Raw genomic sequence first — 21,280 nt, 5'->3', positions numbered from 1 at the left:
ATGCCTGGGGAGGACACCTGAGCTATGCGTTGACCATCACCGGGACCGATGCGGCACTGCACCATTCGGCCAATGTTGCTGGTGTGTCTAATATTGTTTCCCACATGATTGAGACGTAAAAGCTATTGATGGAATTGCGCCACCTTCGGTACTTCGTTCAGGTCGCCACCGACCTTCACTTTGCCCGGGCGGCCGCGCATCTCGGTATTTCGCAACCACCGCTCAGCCAGCAGATCCGCCTGCTCGAGGAGGAATTGGGGGTGCTGCTGCTCGAACGCACCAGCCGACGAGTCGCGCTGACCCCCGCCGGGGCGCTGTTTCTCGAAGCGGCGCGGCGTACGCTGGAGGAAGCCGATCGCGCGGTGCTGATCGCGCGCCGCGCCGCGCAGGGGGAGCTTGGCGACCTGCGGATCGGCTTCAATGCGTCCGCGCCGTTCATTCCACAGGTCGCGGCGGCGATCCACGCGTTCCGGCAGCACTATCCCGACGTACAGCTATCGCTGACCGAAGTCGCGGGTCCCGCGCAGATCGAAGCGCTTGTCGACGGGCTGCTCGACCTCGGGTTCCTGCGCAGCGCAGCCCGCCCGGTTCTGGCGCAGGGCCTTACCGCTACTTTGATCCTCAGCGAACGGCTGGTCGTCGCGATGCGGCCCGACCATCCGCTGTCCAACCGTGCGGGGTTGCGCCTGTCCGACTTGAGCGATCATTCCTTGGTGGTCTACGCCAGCGACCGCAGCGGGGGTTTTACCGAGGCGCTCTTCGCACTGATGCGCAATGCCGGGGTCGAACCGCTGGTAGCGCAAAGCGTGCGGGAAGTGTCGACCCTGCTCGGGCTCGTCGCGGCCGGGGTCGGGATCACCATCGTCGCGGAATCGCTTTCCGCGCTGCAATCGGCCGGCCTGGTATACGTCCCGCTCCTCGACGATCGCGCGACGTCGGCGATGTGGCTGGTCCATGCGGACACGCCGTCGCTGTCGGGGGAGCATTTCCTCAAGATCGTCCGAACCTCCGGTAGCGCACAAACGGACGCCCATCCGGCCGCGTGACGCTCGCAAAACGGCTGGCGAGAGATCCGTACCGCAGGCCTGCATTCCGGTAGCGCAACCCGCGGGCGACCCGGCGCGCCGAAACGCCCTCCTTGTGAAAGACGCCGCGCAACCCGCTTGGGTGTGACGCAAATGTCACCCTCCTGCACAAATGGTAAAGATTACGGAAGCGCAAGTTGCAAACGATTGCCGGTTTTGAGATTTGCGCGCCATCATCGTTACACCGGCTTCACAAGAAGGCCGATCGTTTGAGGGGATTCCCGTTGCGTAACCGTCGTACCATCCGCAGCCTCCTGTTCGCAGGCAGCGCAACGATCGCCGTTCCGGCGCTTGCGCAAACGGCAACACCGCAGGACGCCGCTCCAGTCCAGGACGCGGCACAAGCTGCCCCCGCGGACAATCAGGATATCGTCGTGACCGGCCAGACGAGCCGGAACCGCCCGCTGATCACCGCATCCGCCGACATCACGCTCGCCTCGCGCGCGGACATCGACCGCAAGGCGCCGCGCTCGACCGCCGACATGCTCGAGCTCGTCCCGGGCATCTTCGTCGAGAGCACGGCGGGTTCGGTCTCGAACAACTATTCCGTCCGCGGCCTGCAGGGCGGCGGGCAACGCTTCGTCCAGCTTGAGGAAGACGGCCTGCCGATCCTCTACAGCGGCGGCGGCGCCGACTTCTTCTTCGATCAGGATCTGACGATCGACCGGCTCGAGGCGGTCAAGGGCGGGTCGTCGGGCGTGCTTACCGTCAATGGCGCCGGCGCGACGATCAACTTCGTCTCCAAGCGCCCCAATTTCGACCATGCCGAGGGCATGGCGCGCGTCACCGCCTATAATTACGGCCTCAAGCGCGGCGATTTCTATTACTCGCAGCCGATCAGCGACAAGCTCGCGTTCAACGTGGGCGGCTATGTCCAGTCGAGCCCCGGCGTCCGCGACAATCCGTTCGATTATCCGGGCTGGCGGATCAAGGGCACGCTGGAATACAAGTTCGACGGTGGCGGCTACATGAGCCTCTCGGCCAAGGGTGGCGAGGTCAAGAACGCCTATTATGCCGACCAGCCCTATCGCTTCACCAACGGCAAGCCCGCCGGCATCCCCAGCCTCGACACACAGTTCGGCAATGTCGGCGGGGACGCCTTCACCAACATCGCGGTACCGGTGTCGACCAATGCGCACGCCAGCGGTTTCCGCCCGTTCCGCTACGACCAGGGGATCGTCGCCAAGACCGCGCAGGTCCGGTTCGACATCGAAAAGCCGGCGAGCGATTCGATCAACCTGTTCCTGCACACGCGCTATCTGAAGTATTCGTATGACTTCAACGGCCTGTTCCCCGGGTCCGGGACGGGTAACGCAGGCCTCGCCAGCGCGCTCTCCTATCTGACGCCAGGCGCCTCCTCGCCGATCAACGACCTGCTGACCGCCGGACAGGCCGCCTTCCCGACCGCGACCCACTTCGGGATCAAGGACCTGCGCACCGGCGTGCTGATCGGATCGGATCAGGCCGCGACGCTCAACGCGCTCAACGGCAACGGCTTCCTGCAGCGTACGACGCTCAACCACGATTCTATCGACGGACGCGATTTCGGGCTCAACGTCGGTGGCCGCTGGGACGTCGACCACGGCAATTTCAAGAACTCGCTCACGGTCGGCGTGATGTACTACAACGTCAAGACTTCGCAGGACCAGTCCGCGACCGCGAGCGTCGTCAACGACGTCAAGACCAACAGCGACATCTACGACATCGTCGCGCTCAACGCGGCCAATGCGGTGGTCGGCACGCTGAGCGACAACGGCCTGGTCTCCTATGGCGACTGGGGCGCTGGCATCCGCGTCCGCAAAAATTCGGCGGTTTCGCTCTACGCGAACGACGAACTCTCGTTCGGCGATCTGCACATCGACGGCGGCATCCGCTGGGAGAATGACGACGCGACCGCGATCGACGGCAATGCGGCGCTGGTCAACCAGGCGGTCCAGCCGGGCGTCGTCGGCGTGGTGCGCACGGTCGGATCGACCTTCGACGGCACCTATACGACGCTCCACCGCACGCGCGCCAAGGCCGCCTATACGGTCGGCGCCAACTATCTGATCACGCCGCGCTTCGCGCTGTATGCGCGCTACGCCAAGGGGTTCCAGACCAATACCACCGATCCGATCACGACGATCGAGCTCTACGAGGCAGGCGTCCGCTACAATTACGGCCGTCTGTTCAGCGGGTCGGCCACGGTGTTCCGCACCAACTTCAAGAACCAGAACTACAACTTCGCCGATCCGCTGAACCCGGCGGTGCAGAGCAACATCAACGCCGATCTCAAGACCCGCGGCATCGAGCTGGATGCGAGCATCCGTCCGATCGCCTGGTTCTCGCTCGATCTGCAGGGCGTGGTGCAGGAACCCAAACTGGTCAACCTGCAGATCAACGGCGCCAACCAGTCGGGCTTTACCGGCAATCGTCCGGAACGCACCCCGGCCAAGCTGTTCACGATCACGCCGTCGATCAAGCTGCCGCACGGTCTTGGCGAAGTGTACGGCCGCTATAAGTACATCGGCCGGATCTTCGCGGACGCGGGCAATGGGGTCGCGCTGCCGAGCTATGGCGTGACCAGCGCCGGGATCACCTTCAACCTGACCAAGCAGCTCCAGGCGAGCTTCAACGCGGACAACATCTTCAACGTCATCGGCCTGACCGAAGGCAACCCGCGCCAGGGCCAGACGCAGGCGATCAACGACGGCTATTTCTACGCCCGCGGGATCGTCGGGACGACCTACGGCGGCACGATCACGATGAAGTTCTGAACGATACGGCAAGACCGGCGGGCGGGGACGTGGCAACGCGTCACCCGCCCGTTTGCTGAGGGAATGGCGAAATGAACAAGATCCTGCAGCTGTCGACCGCTGCGCTCCTTACGCTGGCCAGCGGGAGCGTCGCGCAACAGGCCCCCCGCCCCGAGCTTGCCTATCAGGTCGTCGAGGGGAAGAACCTCAACGCGTTCGTCCGCGACAAGGCCGTTGCCGCGCATCTGCTCCTACGCGACGGCACGGATCCGCGGATCCTGGTGGCGTTCCCGGCCGGGAACAGCGGCGTGGGCCTGTGGTTCGAACCGACGCGGAAGGCAGCGACCTGGCAGCTCGATACTGCGCCCGTGCCGCTGACTCGTGGCGCGATGCACGGGATCCTTGCGGTCGCCAGCATCGACGCGGCGCGCCTGGTGCCCAGGCAGGCGGTGTTGTCGAACATCCGCTTTCTGCGGGACTATCAGGCGGTCGGGCATTTCCCGGCGGAGCTTGCGACAGCGCCCGAGATCAGCGGCAATACCCTGACCTATCGTCGCCAGCGGCTCGACGGCGCGCCGGGCTATGCGCTTGCGGTGCGCGTTCTCGGCGGACGGATCGAGCAAGGCGCGATCGTTGCCGGCGCGGACGGCCGGATCCGGATCGAGATTACCGCGCTGACCGGTGAAACCCCGCTCACGCCGATCCCGCTCGCGCAATTGCTCAACGATACGGCAGCGAAGGACGCCGCTGCGCGCAATGCGCTCGCCTTCCTCAGCTACCGCGAGAAGTTTCTGGCCGGGTCGTGGCGTTTCGACACGTATTTCGGACGTGATACGCTGATGTCGGTGCGGCTGCTGATGCCCGCGCTCCAGACGGGATCGATCGAAGCAGGGCTCAACGCGGTCATCGCGCGGCTGTCGCCGGGTGGCGAGGTCGCGCATGAGGAGGGGATCGGCGAGTTCGCCGTGCTCGAGAACCGCAAGGCCGGCCGCGCCGGTGCCTCCGCCGATCTCGATTATGGCATGGTCGATGACGATTACATGCTCGGGCCGATCACGGCGGACTATCTGCTCGGCCCTGGCCAGGCACGCGCACGCGCCTATCTTGCCGCCCCCCTCGCAAGCGAGGGCCAGCCGGGCAAGACCGAGCCGGTCGGCAGGGCGCTGGTCCGCAACCTGCGCTTCGTGCTCGCGCAAGGCCGGGCGTTCGCCGCAGCGCCGGCCTGGCGCAATCTGGTCGCGATCAAGCCCGGCCGCATGACCGGCGAATGGCGGGACAGCAATGACGGGCTGGGCGGCGGCATCTATGCCTATGACGTCAATGCGACGCTGGTTCCGGCCGCGCTCGAGGCGGCGGATCGGCTGCAGCGCGCCGGCCTGCTCGACGCCTATGTGACCCCCGCAGATCGGACGCTGTTCGCGCAGGCCAGTGCAATGGCGCAGACGTGGCGGGCAAAGGCACCCGGGCTGTTCGAGGTCTCGATTCCCGCGGCGACCGCGGCGGCGCAGGTCCGGCGCTATGCCACGACGCTCGGCGTCCCCGCTGCCGCGCCGGTTGCGGCACTCGGGCAGGGATCACTGGTCTTTCATGCGCTGTCGCTGCGCGCGGACGGCAGCCCGGTACCGATCGTCAATTCCGACGAAGGGTTCGCGCTGTTGTTCGGCCAGCCATCGCCGGCGGATCTCGACACCTTCGTGGGTGCGATCACGCGCCCCTTCCCTGCCGGGCTGATGACCGACGTGGGGCTCGTCGTCGCCAACGCCGCCTTTGCCGATGCAGCGACGCAGGCGCGCTTTACCGCCGGAGCGTATCACGGGGCGGTGGTATGGTCGTGGCAGCAGGCTTTGCTGGCGGCCGGGCTCGAACGGCAATTGATGCGCGCCGACCTTCCCGCGGCAACGCGCGCAAGGCTCGTGGGCGCGCAGACCACCTTGTGGAAGGCGATCGGCGCAACCCGCGCGGTACAGAGTTCGGAGCTGTGGTCCTGGGCGTACCGGGACGGCCGTTACACCGTGGTTCCGTTCGGCGCGGGCAAGGCGGACGTCGACGAGTCCAACGCGGCGCAACTGTGGAGCACGGTCTATCTCGCGGTCCAGCCGCCGAAGCGGGGGTAAGCGCGCGCCTTGGCATCCGCGATACGCCCGCTCCACCGTTCCGCTCCCGGTCGGTGTCGGCGGATCACACGGGGCGGACCAGGACGAACGATGCCCGTTTTCAGGCGGCCGCGAAAAACCCGGTGACCGTCAGCCGGCCGCGTGCGGGATCGGCCGGCAGCGCGGCATCGCGCGCAATCGCACCGGAATGGAGCATCCGGCCGCGATACAGCAGCGCCCGGTTGAAAACACCGGGAACCAGCGCCGTCTGTTCGAATAGCGCGGTATCCCCCGCGATATAGGACCTGGGTGCCGCTTCGGCCGCAGCCAGATTCCGCTGCAGACTGGCGAAATAGGCCGTGCTGCGCCCGGCATCGACCGTCTCGAACCCGGTCGCGCGATGCCGGTAGAACGCCGTGCCGTCGGTCCCCTCCGGGACCAGATACTGGACCAGCGCGAGCCTCCCGGGCTCCAGCGCATCGACATGCGGCAGGCATTGTTCGATCGACAGCTGGTCGGACGCGGCGGTCACGATCGAGAAGTCGGCTTCCAGCACCGAAACCTTGCCCAGCACGCCGAATACCTCCCGCAGGATCTTGCCGATCAGCGGCCCCTGCGACCGCATATAGTCCGGCGGCAGCGCAGCCTTGATCCCCGGGTAATGCCGCCCCGCCGGCGCGAACGGCTGCCCGGCCGCGAAGTCGCGAAGGGCTTGCGGATCCGGCGCAAAGTTGTCGATGATCACGACCGGCTCGGCTTCCTTGCCGACGCGGCGCGCAACCACGCGCGGCCCGCTCATGTCGCCGCGCCAGTGAGCGTCCGGATCGCCGCGTCGTGCATCGGCAGCGTCGGCACGGCGCGCGCGACGACCGCTTCGATTTGGTCGAGCTGCCGCCGGTTGGTCGCGCCATCGAGCGTATCCGCGAGCGGTACATGGCCGTGCGCGTGCACGCCCTGACCATCGAGCACGGCAAGCCAACTGGCCTCGCGGAACAGTTCCTCGGCGTCCAGCATCAGCCGACCGGTCCGCGCATAATGCCCCATCTTCTCCACCAGCGTCTCCGGAACCGCCATGGTCCGCGTATGCTGCCACAGCGGCGCGTCGTGCCCGTGCGTCGCGTGATAATGGAGGATCAGGAAGTCCCGGATGCCATCCATGTCGCGCCCCAGCAGCGCATTATACTGCCGCGCCAGCGCGGGATCGCATTCGGCATCGGGGAAGAGCGTGATCAGCTTGGCAATGCCGCTCTGGATCAGGTGAATGCTGGTTGATTCGAGCGGCTCGAGAAACCCCGACGACAGCCCGATCGCAACGACGTTGCCGCGCCACGCCTCGCGCCGGAACCCGGCCGTGAAGCGGAGCAGGCGCGGATCGCCAAGCGGTTCCCCATCGAGATTGGCAAGGAGCGTCGCGATCGCCGCATCGTCGGACAGGAATGCGCTGGAATAGACATAACCGTTGCCGGTGCGGTGCTGTAGCGGGATGCGCCACTGCCACCCGGCTTCCCGCCGCGTCGAGCGCGTGAACGGCGTCGTCTGGGCGATCCGCGCGCACGGCACCGCGACCGCGCGGTCGCACGGCAGCCAGTGCGACCAATCCTCGAATGGCGCGCCCATCTCTCCACCGATCAGCAGGGCGCGAAAGCCGGAACAGTCGACGAACAGATCGCCGCGCAGCGTATTGCCCCGGTCGGTCTCCAGCGCACTGACGAACCCGGTCGCGGGATCGCGCTCGACCCGGGTCAGCATTCCTTCGTGCCGCGTGACGCCGCGCGCCTCCGCCAATCCCCGCAAGTGTCGCGCGTACAGCCCCGCATCGAAATGATAGGCGTAGCCAAGCGTCGACAGGATCGAGCGCGGATCGCCCACCGGCTTGGCGAAGCGCCCCGCCTCCGCCAGTTGCGTCGCCAGCGAATAGGCCGCGAGCGGCCGGTCCAGCCCGTCGGCTCGTGCGCGGAGCCACCGTTGGTGAAACGGCACCGTCCCCAGATCGACCCCAAAGCGTCCGAACGGATGGAAATAGCGATGCCCGGGACGAGTCCAGTCGACGAACTCGATCCCGAGCTTGAAGCTCGCCTTGGTTTCGCGAACGAAGGCGGCTTCGTCGAGGCCGATCAATTCGTTGAACCAGTGGATCGTCGGGATCGTCGCCTCACCGACCCCTACCGTGCCGATCGCGTCGGACTCGAGCACGCTGATGGCGAGCGACGGGCCATAGGTGGCGCTGAGCGCCGCGGCGGTCATCCAGCCGGCGGTTCCACCCCCGAGGATGACGACCTTGCGGACCCGCGTCACGCGGCATTCCGCCTGCCGACGGCTGCGTGCGCATCGGGATCAAGGTCCCGTGCCGTCATCGGCATGATCGGTCGTCCCATCGGCTTGCTCACTTTCGCGCGCGGCAGCGTCCCCACGCGGGTCATGTCCCACGCCAGGCACCCGCTGTCGCAGGTCGCCAGGCCCGAGCGCAATATGGCGCGAATCAAACGATTGCAACGCGTCCCACGGTGCGTCGTCGGTCCGCGCGGACGCCGCCTTCCGGATCGCGCGCTACGCCGTGTCCCGCCGCACGAGCAGGGGCTGCATCTGGACGGATGGGGTATCCTCCCCGGCCAGACGGGCGAGCAGCGCTCCCGCCATGATTTTGGCTCCCTCCTCGATGTTCTGCCGGATCGTCGTCAGCCGCGGGACGGTCTGGATCGCGATCGGCAGATCGTCATAGCCGACCACGCGGATTTGGTCCGGAACGCCAAAACCGCGATCGGCGAGCAACCGCAGCGTCTGCATGGCGATCACGTCGGTGGCGGCGAAGATCCCGTCGATATCCTTTCCGACCCGGTCCAGATGGTCAGCGATCTCCTGCTCCATCCCTTCGGATGCCATGGGAACCGCCAGATGACGCGGCGCGTCCACCCCCGCCGCCGCCAGCGCCGTGCAAAGCCCCTGATAGCGCAGCGCGATTTCCGGCGCCCGGAGCTGCCCCAGGAACGCGATCTTGCGCGCGCCCGTCGCCATCAGGCAATCGCCCGCGATCCGGCCGCCCACGACATTGTCGCTGCCCACCGAACAGTGGACCTGCTCCGGCCAGTGCCGCCCCCAGACCACGAGCGGACGATACCGGGCGGCGACCCGCTCGATCGCCCTGAATTGATCCGACTGGCCCAATAACAAGGCCCCGTCGATCATGCCCGAATCGACGACCCGCTCCAGCCAGTCGTCCGCATCGGGTATGACGCGTGACAACATCAGATCATGCCCTGATTCCTCGAACGCATCGGCCAAATTCGCGATCATGGCCATGAAGAACGGATCGGACAGATGCTGGCGGCGCTCGTGGCCGAGGGGGACGACGACGCCGATCACCCCGGTCTTCTGCGTGCGCAAGCGCTGCGCCATCTGATTCACGCGAAACCCGTGCTCCTCCGCCAAGGCGACGATGCGTGCCTTGGTCGCGGCTTTGATCAGCGTGCTGTTCGACAAGGCCCGCGAGACCGTAGCGGGATTGACCCCGGCAAGCTTGGCGAGATCCGTGATGTTTTTTACTTTGGTCAAGACACCGCGATCGAGTTGACGTTTCTGGCGTTGGCGCGTGGGTCGGTCACCCACTGATCTTTGCTTCCGCCGTATCGGGTCATCGCGGATATTGCCAGCGACGCCTGCGGACGGCAGCGCTCGCCATGCGGCGCGCGGACCCTCGCCACGAGACGCTAGCCGTGCCCCTGCTCGCGGCTCCTGTTGCGATCCGCGTCACGCGCCGTTCGCCGCCATGGCCAGCACCCCTCAATCTCGGTTTCGAGCGAGAAGCTCAGAAAGGTGCGGATCGCGATGATGGCACCAAGGAGCCCAACGCTCGCGAAGGTGAGCGGCGCAGTGATCGTCGAAATGATGTCCGCCCCGACGAGGAGCTCGAGCCCCAGGAGAATGCCACGCCCCAGCCCTGCCCGATACCGCTGATACGCGTCGCTCCAGTTCGTCCTACGGCCGTCGACAGCGAATTTTGCCGAGGCAAGCACGACACCGCCAAGGATTATCGCCGCCCCCACCAGCTCCAGAAGCTTGGCGAGGGCATCCACGACAGTGTGCGCCTGCTCGATCATTCTGCTGATTACGCGGAAAAAGCGTCCTATTGCTATAGCCCGGGTGGAGTCGCTGGCCGGACGTGCCTGCAATCCAAGCCCCGCCATTCCCGACGCCTGCGGGAAACCGAGCTCGCCGAAGGAGCGCGAACGAACGTCATGGCAGAGCTGTTCGAGATTACGCCCGCCCTCCACTTCGTTGGCTTCCGAGGCGAGGAATATCACTCCGCCGTACGGATATGGGGCAAACCCGACTTCATCCACCGCGACTGGGACCGTTGGGCGCAGCAGGACATGCATCCGATCGACACGGTGATCTTCGCGCGGGGGACCGACCAGGATCCCGTGGCGCGGTTCAGTCACGCGCCGTCAACGCCCGAATGATTCACAGTCCACCCCCGCAGGGGTCATCTGCGCTGCCGGTCAGCCGACATCCGTCCCGTGAGGCAAGCGGCGCTGCCGAGCCCGCGCGCGCGTTTCCCGCAGAATAGCAAGATTGGTCGAGCGCCCGGTGGTCGACCCGCGCTACGGAACACGTATGAAGAACGCCCTGGTCGATCCGCCTCAACGCTACCGCGCTCGCATGGTGCGCGTGCTCGACCACATCGATCGGCATCTGGACGACGATCTCGACCTTGATGTGCTGAGCGGGATCGCGGCGTTTTCCAAATACCATTTCCACCGCCAGTTCACGGCAGTGTTCGGCTTGACGGTGCACCGCTACGTCCAGCTTGCCCGCCTCAAGCGCGCCACGCACCGTCTGGCACAGGCGCGTGGATCGAGCGTGACCGATGTCGCCTTGGAGGCGGGCTATGACGCGCCTGACGCGTTCGCCCGCGCGTTCCGTCAGCGCTTTGGACAAGCCCCATCGGCCTTTCGTGCGGCCCCGGACTGGGCCGCGCTGGACGCGGCGTTCTCGACCTTCCACCACGCGAGGAGCCAGTTGATGCCGAGCTTTTCACCCGACGACGTGACCATCCGCGAGCTGCCGTCAACGACGGTGGCGAGCATGACACATGTTGGCGACCCCGCGACGATCCCCGCCACGGTGGCGCGCTTCATCGCGTGGCGCCAAGCGAACGGCCTGACCGATCCCGACTTGCCGATTTACGGGATCTTCCCGACCGACACACGTGTCACCGCACCGGCGGAGTTCCGGATGCAGATCTGCGTCGCCACCGATCGCGAGATCGCCCCCAATGACGATGGCGTAGAAGCCGCAACCATCCCCGGCGGCAGGGTAGCCGCCCTGCGGGTGTTGGGCACGGCTGGCGAGGACCTCGAGCCGGCAGCGCTCTTTTTATACCGCGACTGGCTGCCTGGAAGTGGCGAGGACCTGCGCGATTTTCCGCTTTATTGTGAACGCAAGAAATTCTTCCCAGTCGTGCCAGCCCATGAAGCGATCACGGACCTGTTCCTGCCACTGCGGTAAGCATGGTCCGCCTTCCCTCGCTACAGCTGCCGTCGGCTTGCTGGAAGCGTTCGGCAGCGGTCGCCCGGAAGCGGATTGCCCGACGCTTCCGGCAGGCGCACGACCGTCCGAGTTTGTGCGCCAGCCGACCGATCGCGGCACTGGACAATGTCGCCGTTCGTGCGCAGGACCTTGCCATGCCACGCCCATTTTCGATCGCCCGCCTATCCCTCCTGATGGTCGCACCGTTCGTTTCGGCTTCCGCCGTCGCGCAGGATTCGTCCGCGACCACCGGCACGAGCAAGCCGACACCGACGCTGCCAACCGACAGCATACCGGCGGCGCGCGATCTGCCGTATGCGGGCGCGCTGAAACTCGCCGTGGATGCCACCGACGTCGCGCATGGCGTGTTCCGCGTGTCGGAAACCATTCCGGTCAAGCCGGGGCCGATCGTCCTGCTCTATCCGCAATGGTTGCCCGGGGCGCATGCGCCGCAGGGGCAGATCGACAAGGTCGCGGGCCTGACGTTTCATGCCGGTGACCGCGTGCTCGCCTAGCGACGCGACCAGACCGACATGTATGCATTCCACGTCGACGTGCCGGCGGGCGTGAGCGAGATCAACGTGACGTTCGACTTCGTTTCGGCGACCGACGCCGATCAGGGTCAGGTCGTGACGTCCCCAAATCTCCTCGGTCTCGAGTGGATCTCGACGATGCTCTACCCGGCCGGCCATTACGTTCGTCAGATCGTGGTCGAGCCTAGCGCGACCTTTCCGGCCGGTTGGTCCGCCGCGACCGCGCTGCGCCCGGTCCAGCCAGCCACGGGCGGAACGGTTCACTACAAGCCGGTCGCGCTCGATACGCTGGCCGATTCCCCCGTGTTCGCGGGCCGCTTCGCCCGTAGCGAGCAGTTATCGCCCGACGTCACGCTCAACATGGTCGCCGACCGCCCGGATCAGCTGGCCATCACCCCGGCCCAGCTCGCGCTCGAACGCGCGCTGGTCGAGCAGGCGACCAGACTTTACGGCGCCCAGCATTACAGTCACTACGACTTCCTCGTCGCGCTGAGCGATCGCGTGCTGACCGGTGTCGGGCTCGAGCATCACCGCTCGTCCGAAGACCAGATGGCACCGGACAGCTTCCTCAACTGGACCGACGGCGTCGCCGAACGCGATCTGCTGGCGCACGAATACACCCACAGCTGGAATGGCAAGTTTCGTCGGCCCGCCGATCTCTGGACGCCGGATTACCGCACGCCGATGCGCAACAGCCTGTTGTGGGTCTATGAGGGCCAGACGCAATTCTGGGGCAAGGTCCTGACCGCCCGCGCCGGGCTGATCTCGCGCGACGATGCCTATGATTCCCTGGCGCAGACCGCGGCCGCATATGCGGCGCAGGTCGGGCGCAACTGGCGTCCGCTGGTCGACACGACCAACGAGGAAATCCTGTCCAACCGTCGGCCCGAGCCGTTCCCGAGCTACCAGCGCGATGAAGCCTATTACGAAGAAGGTCAGTTGATCTGGCTCGACGCCGACAGCCTGATCCGCGAAAAGTCGGGCGGAAAGCGCTCGCTCGACGATTTCGCCAAGGCCTTTTTCGGCGTGCGCGACCGCGATTGGGGCGAATTAACCTATACCTTCGACGATGTCGTCGCGACCTTGAACAAGGTCCAACCCTATGACTGGGCGAGTTTTCTTCACGCCCGCGTGAATGAGCTCGCACCGCAGCCACCGCTCGACGGGCTGGCGCGCGGTGGTTACGCGCTGACCTATTCGGACCAACCTGGCCATGTCTGGACGGCGCGCGAAAAGGCCGGCGAGACCCTCGACTTGAGCTACTCGCTCGGCCTGAAAGTCGGCAAGGAAGGCGCCGTGACCGGGGTGATCTGGAACGGCCCGGCGTTCGCGGCCGGGCTCAGCGTCGGCAGTAAGATTACCGCGGTCGATGGCGATGCCTATGACGATGATGGGCTGAAGGCGGCGATCACGCGGGCCAAGAACGATGGGAAGCCGATCGCGCTCCTGATCAAGCAGGGCAAGACCTACCGCACCGTCGCCGTGACGTGGACCGGGGGGCTGCGCTACCCGCATCTGGTACGAACGGGCAAAGGGCCGAGCACGCTCGATGCATTGTATCGGCCGAGAGGGTAACGCTCGTGTGGAGGGTCAGCTTGACCAGGGCCGAGCTGTCCTCGGTCCATTTGAAGCGATAAGTCTACGCCCCGCCCATGCCGATCATCCGGAATTATGCGTCGACCGACATCGACGCCCTCTACGCCATCGCTATCGCAACCGGCGATAGTGGCTCTGACGCCTCTCGCTTGTTCAACGACCGTGATCTGCTCGGGCATGTCTACGCTGCCCCATACGGCACCTTCGAGCCCGAACTCGCATTGGTGGTCGAGGATCAGCACGGAGTGGCGGGATACTGCGTGGGTGCACTGCACAGCCGAACGTTTGAGGCTCTGCTAGAGCTACGATGGTGGCCAGCGTTGCGGCGGCGCTATCCCTTGTCACCGGTCAGCGGCGCAGATTGGCGTACGGCGCGGGACTCCAACATCATCCAGATGATCCACCATCCGCCCCGTTCCCCCGATTGGCTGGTGGATGCCTACCCGTCCCATCTTCACATCAACCTTCTCCCGCGCCTCAAAGGCCGGGGTCACGGTCGCGCGTTGTTGATCGCCTGGCATGCGCGCGCCCGTGCGATGGGCTCCACCGGATTTCACCTTGGCGTCGATCCGAGGAACGCTTCGGCGATCGGCTTCTACGAGGCGATGGGACTGGACCGGCTGTCTCCTGCCGGCGCGACCGTCACGGACGACGTCCTATGGCTTGGCGCACGTGATCTTCGACGTGATCGACGTACCATGCCGCGTGATGCGGGGTAAGGCGCTGTCAGGATCGCACCTGTGATAAAGTTGAAGGCCTGATCTGCGCACGCCGTGCCCTCGGCTTGGCCGCGGGCATGGCGCTGCGCAACGGCGGTGTTCATCAACAAAGATTATCGCGTGACCCGAGGGACCACAATCGTTGCCAATAAACCTCCCGCAGGATGGTTGGACAGCGTAACTTCCGCGCCGAACGTCCGTGCTTGCGCACGCGCGATCGTCAGGCCCAGGCCGGTTCCGCCGGTCGATCGCGAGCGACTTGCCTCGCCGCGCTCGAACGGTGCGAACATCGCTTCGATACGACTGTCTGGAATGCCAGTTCCGAAGTCGCGGATCGTGATCGTCAACTTGCCCGGCGTTTCCCAACAGTCGATCCGCGCGCTACCGCCATATTTTACGGCGTTGTCGACCAGATTGACGATCGTGCGGGCGAGCGCGTTGGGCTTGACGCGCGTAACGGCGTTGCAGCCGCCGACAAATTGCACATCCGACCCGACGTCGCGCGAATCCTCCACGATGCTCGAAAGCAGGGAATCGATATCGACGCTCGACAAAGGCTCGCGATTCTCGCTGCTACGCGCCAGCTCCAGCCCTTCGCGAACCAGGGTCTGGGTCGCGACGAGATCAGCAGTCAGCCGTTCGCGCAGCGTTTCGTCGCTGACTTGCTCCAGCCGCAAGCGGAGGCGGGTCAGTGGGGTCTGCAGATCGTGGCTGATCGCCGCGAGCAATTGCGTTCGATCACGCACGCCGTCGCGCACCCGCTGCTGCATCACGTTGAAGGAATGCAGCGCCGCCTGCACCTCGGTCGGGCCGCGCTCGACGACGGGTTCCGGTTCGGACGCGATCGAGATCGCACGTGCGGCTTCGGCAAGCCGCCGCAGGGGCGCTGCGGCGAGCCGCCCGACGATCATCGCGAGCAAGGCGCTCGCACCGATCACGATCGAAAGGTACGCGGGGTCGAGCGTCGAACTGCGCGGCAGGATCAAGGCCGGGAGCAGGATCGCAAGGGCGTGCGCGACGCCTGCATGGTCGGTGAAGCGGATCACCCAGCAATCCGGCTCGGGCAGGTCGGCGATTCCGGCAGCGAGTCGGCCGATGTCGCGCGTTGGTTGCGGCAAGCACAGACGGCTCGGCACTTGACCCGCCTCAGGCCGGGCCGCGGCGCCAAGGCGCAGCCGCAAGATCTCCGACAGATCGGAATTCGAACGGACCTTCGCAATGTTGGCCGGGGCGGGGATCGCACCGAAAATCCGCCGTTCGGCGAGCAGCTTGCCAAAGACATCGGGAGATTGCTGCAACCGATTGACCACGTCGACCGTGCTCAGCGCTACGCGCTCCAACCGAACATGCTCGAAATCGTGAAGGCGGGCCTGTTCCGCGACGAACAAGGATCCGATCGATGCTACCGACATGCCGATCGCCAGGATCAGGAAGATTCGCCCCGCCATCGACCCGACGAAATCGCGCGCGCGGGCGAGCAGCGTCGGGGGTTCAGGCGTAGGTGACATCGCTCGCCAGTACATAGCCTTCGTTGCGCACGGTCAGGATCAGCGCGTCGCCGCCGGGCACGCTCGCCATCTTCTGGCGCAAGCGGCTGATCTGCAGGTCGATCGAGCGATCGAAGGTGACCGTCGCGGCGCGTTCGGGAAGCAATTCCTCCCGCGTGAGCACGACGTTGGGCGCTTCGGTGAACCGACTGAGCAAGCGGAACTCGGCCGAGGACAGCATCACCAGACGATCGTCGGGCGCGACGAGGCGGCGTTGGACCAGATCGAGCCGCCAGCCGCCGAAGGTCGCGGTGCGCGCGTTCCGCGACTTGTTGCTCGCTTCGTCCCGCGTCCGGCGCAGCAGGTTGCGCACTCGCGCGACGAGTTCGCGCGGTTCGAACGGTTTGGTGAGATAGTCGTCGGCTCCAAGTTCGAGCCCGAGCACGCGATCGATCGCGCTGTCGCGCGCCGTCACCATGATCACGCCGATCGTGATGCCCTGCGCGCGCAGCTCGCGGCACAGATTGAGGCCATCGCCATCGGGCAGGTTGAGATCGAGCACGATCAGGTCGGCGGGGCGTTCGGCGAGCGCAGGGCGGATATCGGCAACCGTGCCGACGCCGACCACTTCATGTCCGTCGCGCAACAACTGGGCGATGATCAGCTCGCGGATATCCTCGTCATCATCGACGACCAGGACGCGGCTCTGAGCGGGATCGAGGCTTGGGACCATGGCTGTCGATAGCATCGCGTGATGACCAAGTCTTCAAATCCGGGGCGCTGATACACGTCGATACACCGCGTCGTGCGCGGCTACACGGCAATACCGATCCACTGGTCGCGACATCAACCTTGCCTGTTTGCACCCTCCGGCGAGGTGCAGGGCACGCTGCGCAGGTGTGACAGCGCGGTCGACTGCCCCGGAGATGACGATGCCCCGTTCGATGCCAGCCCGCTCGGCTGCCTTGCTTGTCGCGCCGCTGCTGCTGGGGCTCGGCGCGTGCGGCAAGCAGGCAGGGCCGCCCGCGATGCCGACGCCCGAGGTCGGCGTGGTGACGTTGGCCGCCGGGTCGGTGACGCTCTCGACCGAGCTCCCCGGGCGGACCGCGGCGTTCATGTCGTCGGAAGTCCGGCCGCAGATTTCGGGGCTGATCAAGGCACGGCTGTTCACCGAAGGCGCGCTCGTGAAGGCGGGGCAGCCCCTCTACCAGATCGACCCGTCGCTCTACCGCGCGACCGTCCAGCAGGCGGCGGCATCGCTGGCCAACGCGCAGGCCAATGCCGTGACCGCGACCGCCAAGGCGGCGCGCTATGGCCGGCTGACCGAGATCGAGGCGGTGAGCAAGCAGGACAAGGACGATGTCATCGCCGCGGCGGGCCAAACGCGACCGCAGGTCGCCATCATCTGCCCGGCACGAACGATATCGCATGCTTTTGCGATCCGCCCCCACGACCTTGCACGCCCACCGCTCGCTCATCCCCAGCGCCGTCTGGAGATGTGCGACCGCTTCCCGCTTCGCGGCAGGCGTCACCATTTTTTTGACGGCAGGTCCTTCAGACCTGCGTTGTCGAGCATCGTGTCCGCCAGCAGCCGCTTGAGCCGGGCGTTCTCCTCCTCGAGCGCCCGCAGCCGCTTCGCATCGGACACCTCCAGGCCCCCAGACTTGGCCTTCCACGCGTAATAGGTCGCGCTCGACTACCGTGTCGCCGGCACAGATCCGTCACGACCGCGCCCGCTGCGGCTTCCTTCAGTATGCCGATGATCTGTTCTTCCGAAAACTGCTTCCGCTTCATCTGTCCGTCCCTACTTCCGGGGCGGACTATAGCTCCAGCTGGAGGAAAAAAGGGGGTCACGTCAGTCTCCATCTGACGAGCTACCTACCAGGAGCCTGATTTCTGGGAAGCAGGCCAACGCTCGGCCCAGCGCCCAGAGCGCCTGAAATTGAGAAAAAGGTACTTTGGCAGCTTGAAAATGAAACTGCCCATGGGCGGCCGAGCTGTGGGCAGAGCGTTGCGCATAGCATGCCCGACCCGGCAGGATCGGCGAAGCTCTTCGCCTGGTGTTCCGGCGCCTTGCGTAGGGCGATCTCAACCTCGATCGCCCCGGAGCGCGACACTAGAACCACTACGTTCCTCGCGCTGATCGCTCGAGCATAGCGGCATAGAGCGCCGCGCCCATCCCGGGCGCGTGGCGTGGCGCTACGATCTCGTACAGTCCGTAGTCCCGCAGATGACGGCCAAGTGCCGCCTGCACAGCTTCTTGGTTGGTCAGGACGCCACCGGACCAGGACAGGAGTACCACCTCCTCTTCGGCGAAGCGGAGTTGACGCCGTAGCGCCTGCGCGATGGCGGCGAGCTCCGCCCCTGCGCGATCGAGAATGTCCGCCGCCATCGCATCGCCGAGCTCGGCCGCCTGCGAGACGAGCGGCGCGAGGCCGGCTATACCGTCGCGGGTCATGCCCGCCTTACCCATCACGCGTGCGCAGATGTCGAGATCGTCGACAAGTCCCAGCGCATCGATGAACGCTCCATGCAAAGCGCCACGCGAGAGGCGCCCATCGCTCATCCGCGAAAAAGCGTTCAGGCCCTGGATCGCGATCCAATAGGCCGAGCCTTCGTCGCTGAACATCTCTCCCCAACCGCCTGCACGGGCCTTGAGGCCCTGCCGCTCCCCATAGCCGATCGAGCCGGTGCCCGCGACCAGGTTGATCCCGTCGGCACAGCCCAGCGAGCCCGCCCAGCCGCATACCATGTCGTTGTCGCAAACGTAGCGGTCATGACCAAGAACGCCGCTGCAGGCGGCATGAAGCAACGGATCGATCACCGCATCCTCGCCGTAAGCCGGCAGCCCGAAAAAGGCATAGGCCAACTCGGCCGATGTCGTGCCGAGCTGATGACAGATCGCGGCGACGCCTTCCCCGATCCGGGCCACCGCTACGTCAACGCCGACCTGGAGATGATAGGTCGTCCCCGTCAGCGCGCGCGCGACAACCGTGCCTGAGGCATCGATACATACGAATTCGGTCTTGGTGCCGCCGCCATCGACGCCGAGGAAGAACGTCATGCGGCGGGCGTATGGATGCGCACGCCCTGCACGACGCGGTTGACGGTGCCGCTGGCATTGGGCTGGTCCGGCGTCCGGCCCAGCCGGAGCGAGCAATGCAACCCGAACAGCTGGGCGGGAACGATGTAGGGAAACAGCAGATCGGCGTCCGCCAGCGTGCTGGCGCCCTCCACCAGCAACGCACCGGCGGTGCCGTCGCGCGCCACGATTGGCAACACCGCGGCGCAACGCCCGTCGGCGCGTAATTCCTCGATCATGTCGACGTCGTAGAGTCGGGTCAGCGGGTCGTTCGAAACGAACACGACAACCAGCGTGCGCGTCGTGACGATCGTCTTTGGGCCGTGCCGGAAGCCGAGTGCGGTATCGAACGCGGTCGGGATCGCTCCGTCGGTCAGTTCGAGCAGTTTCAGCGCCGCCTCGCGCGCGAGCCCTTCGAAGACGCCGCTGCCGAGATACACCACGCGATCGAAGTCCTGGGCAGCAAGGGCTTCCGCCAAGCGATCCGATCGCACGATCGTTGCGGCGACCGCATCCGCAATCGCGGCGACCCGGTCGTGCATCATCTCGACTCCGGTGAAGATCGCGAGCGCGGCGAGCATCATTGCGCTGAAGCTAGACGTCATCGCGAATGCGCGATCGTGGGTTTCCTCCGGCAACAGGATGACATGGCCGTTCGCGCCGGCCATGCGCGACAAGGCGCCATCCGGATTGCAGGTGATGACGAGGTGCCGTACCGACACTCGCGCATTGGCCAGCTCGACCGCCGCGATGCTTTCCGGGCTGTTGCCCGACCGACCGAACGACACCATCAGGGTGGGTCTTTTCGAGTTTAGATACAGATGGGGCGCACCGACGATGTTGGTCGTTGCCACCGCCTCAACCGGACGGCCTAGCGTCGCGGTCAGCCACGGCGCGAGGCACTCGCCGATGAACGCCGACGTCCCCGCGCCGCACAGCATGATGCTCAGATCGGCTTGGGCAAGCAGCGGCGCGAGAAACGCGAGGATCTCGGCGCGCGTAGCCTCAAGCACTGCCTGGGTCGCACGCAGCGTCGTCGGCTGTTGCAGGATTTCGCGCCGGGTCCAGCTGTCGTCGGTGGCAATTGGCCGGATGGGGGCAACCAGAGCGTCAGACATTGGGGAAACAGGCTCCATGATAGGCGTCGAGCGTCGCGGCGATCTGCGCGACGATCAGATCAACTGGATCGAGCGTTGCGGTGCCCGCGCGAACGGCGGCATAAGCGACGGGAAGATATTGGCTGAGCAACGGCAGCGGCGGTACGTGCGCGCGAAGGTTGTCGAACAGTTTGGCTTGCGCAGCGACGATTGCTGGGTCGGGCCAATAATAGCGGATGCGGTCGCTCAGGCTGTATTGAAGCTGCAGATCGAGCGCGGTGCCCGTCTCGTGATAATATTTGCGCCAGTTGCCCGGTTCGGCCTTCATCCGCGTCATGGCGACGTCGCGAAGGGTTGCGCGTTCGCCTGACGCGACGGTCTCACGCTCGATCGCGTCAAGGCCCCACAAGGCTTCGCGCAACGCGAAGGTGACGCCAGGGCCGACCTTGAGGATCGCGAAATGGTCGCGCACCAAAGCCTGTAACGCTGCCGCGGTCTGATAATCGGTCGAATGCGCCTCGAACACGACATGGTCGACCGGCACGATTGCGGCGCTGAGCCCGACCGCGGCTTCCGGTCGGTAATCGACGACCTTCATGTGGTCGAATTCGACCCCGGGCTGAACGACGGTGGCGATCACCCGATCCCACGCGCTGGCCAGACCGCTCTCGATGAACAAGCTACGGTGCATGTCGAGCGTCGCCAGCGCCGCCTCGGGCGTAGTCAGCGCAAGGGTGTCGAGATCCTCCGCCGCGCCGCCGGGCACGGGGACTTCGGTTCCGATCACATAAACCGGAGCATCAGCAGGATCACCGCCAAAGGCGTTCTCAGCCGCACGGCATAAGCGCGCGGCGCGCTCGGCGATCAGCGTCTCGGGCAGCGGCGTCGGATCGTCGGCACACGACATCGAGCAATCGAGATGGATCTTGGTAAATCCCGCGCGAACATAGTCGGCAACCATGACTTCAGCCTTGGCCATCGCGTTCTCGGCCGGCAGACTGGCCCACGCATTGGGCCCGAGATGATCGCCGCCGAGCGCGAGCCGTTCCAGCGGGAAACTGAGCCGGTCGGCAATACCCTCGACGAACACGCGAAAGTCGGCCGGTCGCATACCGGTATAGCCGCCGTCCTGATTTACCTGGTTCGAGGTGGCTTCGATCAGCACCACGGCCGTATCATGCCGAAGCGCGTGCGCGAACGTCGCTTCAATGACCAGAGGGTGCGCCGAGCAGACCGACGTCACACCGATGGTCTCGCCCTGTTTATGTCGTGCGACGATGTTTCGAATCAATTGCACCAAATTCTCCTGTCGCCACTTTGTAGCGCG

At 65.7% G+C, this 21,280-nt stretch carries 16 protein-coding genes and 3 pseudogenes; 9 read left to right on the top strand and 10 right to left on the bottom strand.

The window, feature by feature from the left end; translation table 11 throughout:
- The first annotated feature begins 128 nt into the window (after positions 1-128).
- The 3 genes from L8G49_RS18840 (at position 129) to L8G49_RS18830 (ending at position 5,934) form a co-directional block, all read left to right on the top strand.
- Entirely contained in the window at positions 129-1,046 is a 918-nt protein-coding gene (locus L8G49_RS18840; RefSeq protein ID WP_242187337.1) for a LysR substrate-binding domain-containing protein, read from the top strand.
- A gap of 263 nt (positions 1,047-1,309) precedes the next feature.
- Positions 1,310-3,841 (top strand): TonB-dependent receptor, encoded by a 2,532-nt coding sequence (locus tag L8G49_RS18835; RefSeq protein WP_242187336.1) that lies wholly within the window; start codon positions 1,310-1,312, stop codon positions 3,839-3,841.
- Between the two features lie 71 nt (positions 3,842-3,912).
- On the top strand, positions 3,913-5,934 hold the full coding sequence (locus tag L8G49_RS18830; RefSeq protein ID WP_242187335.1) for a hypothetical protein: 2,022 nt from the start codon (positions 3,913-3,915) through the stop codon (positions 5,932-5,934).
- 100 nt (positions 5,935-6,034) lie between these two features.
- Here the strand turns inward: L8G49_RS18830 and L8G49_RS18825 are convergent, their stop codons facing one another.
- The 4 genes from L8G49_RS18825 to L8G49_RS18810 all read right to left on the bottom strand — a co-directional run bounded on the left by L8G49_RS18825 (position 6,035) and on the right by L8G49_RS18810 (position 10,007).
- Positions 6,035-6,712 carry a DUF6445 family protein gene (locus tag L8G49_RS18825; RefSeq protein WP_242187334.1) on the bottom strand — a complete coding sequence of 226 codons (678 nt, stop codon included), beginning with the start codon at positions 6,710-6,712 and terminating at the stop codon, positions 6,035-6,037.
- A complete protein-coding gene (locus L8G49_RS18820; RefSeq protein ID WP_242187333.1) occupies positions 6,709-8,208 on the bottom strand; it encodes a tryptophan halogenase family protein in 1,500 nt (499 codons plus the stop codon). Before L8G49_RS18820 ends, L8G49_RS18825 begins: the two co-directional genes overlap by 4 nt.
- Positions 8,209-8,460: 252 nt before the next feature.
- Positions 8,461-9,462, bottom strand: coding sequence for a LacI family DNA-binding transcriptional regulator (locus L8G49_RS18815; protein ID WP_242187332.1), 1,002 nt, complete (start codon positions 9,460-9,462; stop codon positions 8,461-8,463).
- 155 nt (positions 9,463-9,617) lie between these two features.
- The gene (locus L8G49_RS18810) at positions 9,618-10,007 is read right to left on the bottom strand and encodes a DUF1622 domain-containing protein (RefSeq protein WP_242187331.1); all 390 of its coding nucleotides are present in this window, start codon (positions 10,005-10,007) and stop codon (positions 9,618-9,620) included.
- A gap of 138 nt (positions 10,008-10,145) precedes the next feature.
- On the opposite strand from L8G49_RS18810, the gene L8G49_RS18805 reads away from it, so the two are divergent.
- The 5 genes and pseudogenes from L8G49_RS18805 to L8G49_RS18785 all read left to right on the top strand — a co-directional run bounded on the left by L8G49_RS18805 (position 10,146) and on the right by L8G49_RS18785 (position 14,287).
- Positions 10,146-10,370 (top strand): hypothetical protein, encoded by a 225-nt coding sequence (locus L8G49_RS18805; RefSeq protein ID WP_242140237.1) that lies wholly within the window; start codon positions 10,146-10,148, stop codon positions 10,368-10,370.
- Positions 10,371-10,524: 154 nt separating this feature from the next.
- The gene (locus tag L8G49_RS18800) at positions 10,525-11,418 is read left to right on the top strand and encodes an AraC family transcriptional regulator (protein WP_242187330.1); all 894 of its coding nucleotides are present in this window, start codon (positions 10,525-10,527) and stop codon (positions 11,416-11,418) included.
- A 2-nt stretch (positions 11,419-11,420) separates the two neighbouring features.
- Positions 11,421-12,278, top strand: a pseudogene (locus tag L8G49_RS18795) (hypothetical protein); the annotation flags it as partial.
- Between the two features lie 54 nt (positions 12,279-12,332).
- Positions 12,333-13,547 (top strand): hypothetical protein, encoded by a 1,215-nt coding sequence (locus L8G49_RS18790; RefSeq protein WP_347272084.1) that lies wholly within the window; start codon positions 12,333-12,335, stop codon positions 13,545-13,547.
- A gap of 77 nt (positions 13,548-13,624) precedes the next feature.
- Positions 13,625-14,287, top strand: a complete 663-nt coding sequence (locus L8G49_RS18785) for a GNAT family N-acetyltransferase (RefSeq protein ID WP_242187329.1) — start codon at positions 13,625-13,627, stop codon at positions 14,285-14,287.
- 113 nt (positions 14,288-14,400) lie between these two features.
- Here the strand turns inward: L8G49_RS18785 and L8G49_RS18780 are convergent, their stop codons facing one another.
- The gene (locus tag L8G49_RS18780) at positions 14,401-15,795 is read right to left on the bottom strand and encodes an ATP-binding protein (RefSeq protein ID WP_242187328.1); all 1,395 of its coding nucleotides are present in this window, start codon (positions 15,793-15,795) and stop codon (positions 14,401-14,403) included.
- Positions 15,779-16,507, bottom strand: coding sequence for a response regulator transcription factor (locus tag L8G49_RS18775; RefSeq protein WP_242187327.1), 729 nt, complete (start codon positions 16,505-16,507; stop codon positions 15,779-15,781). The genes L8G49_RS18780 and L8G49_RS18775 overlap by 17 nt, the downstream gene beginning before the upstream one ends.
- A 193-nt stretch (positions 16,508-16,700) precedes the next feature.
- Between L8G49_RS18775 and L8G49_RS21130 the strand changes: the two are divergent.
- A pseudogene (locus tag L8G49_RS21130) lies at positions 16,701-17,027 on the top strand (biotin/lipoyl-binding protein); the annotation flags it as partial.
- 126 nt (positions 17,028-17,153) lie between these two features.
- On the opposite strand, the pseudogene L8G49_RS18765 reads toward L8G49_RS21130, so the two are convergent.
- From L8G49_RS18765 to L8G49_RS18750, 4 genes and pseudogenes are all read right to left on the bottom strand, one after another.
- Positions 17,154-17,568, bottom strand: a pseudogene (locus L8G49_RS18765) (transposase); the annotation flags it as partial.
- 331 nt (positions 17,569-17,899) lie between these two features.
- Positions 17,900-18,838: a BadF/BadG/BcrA/BcrD ATPase family protein gene (locus L8G49_RS18760; RefSeq protein WP_242187325.1), complete on the bottom strand. Its 939-nt coding sequence runs from the start codon at positions 18,836-18,838 to the stop codon at positions 17,900-17,902.
- Positions 18,835-19,974: an SIS domain-containing protein gene (locus tag L8G49_RS18755; RefSeq protein WP_242187323.1), complete on the bottom strand. Its 1,140-nt coding sequence runs from the start codon at positions 19,972-19,974 to the stop codon at positions 18,835-18,837. The genes L8G49_RS18760 and L8G49_RS18755 overlap by 4 nt, the downstream gene beginning before the upstream one ends.
- Positions 19,967-21,250: a D-tagatose-bisphosphate aldolase, class II, non-catalytic subunit gene (locus tag L8G49_RS18750; protein ID WP_242140199.1), complete on the bottom strand. Its 1,284-nt coding sequence runs from the start codon at positions 21,248-21,250 to the stop codon at positions 19,967-19,969. Before L8G49_RS18750 ends, L8G49_RS18755 begins: the two co-directional genes overlap by 8 nt.
- Positions 21,251-21,280 lie beyond the last annotated feature (30 nt).

This window comes from Sphingomonas sp. CARO-RG-8B-R24-01 (assembly GCF_022662295.1).
Classification (GTDB): Bacteria; Pseudomonadota; Alphaproteobacteria; order Sphingomonadales; family Sphingomonadaceae; genus Sphingomonas.
Note: the sequence above shows the minus strand (reverse complement) of the source record. Positions and strands in the feature narration are given on the sequence as shown.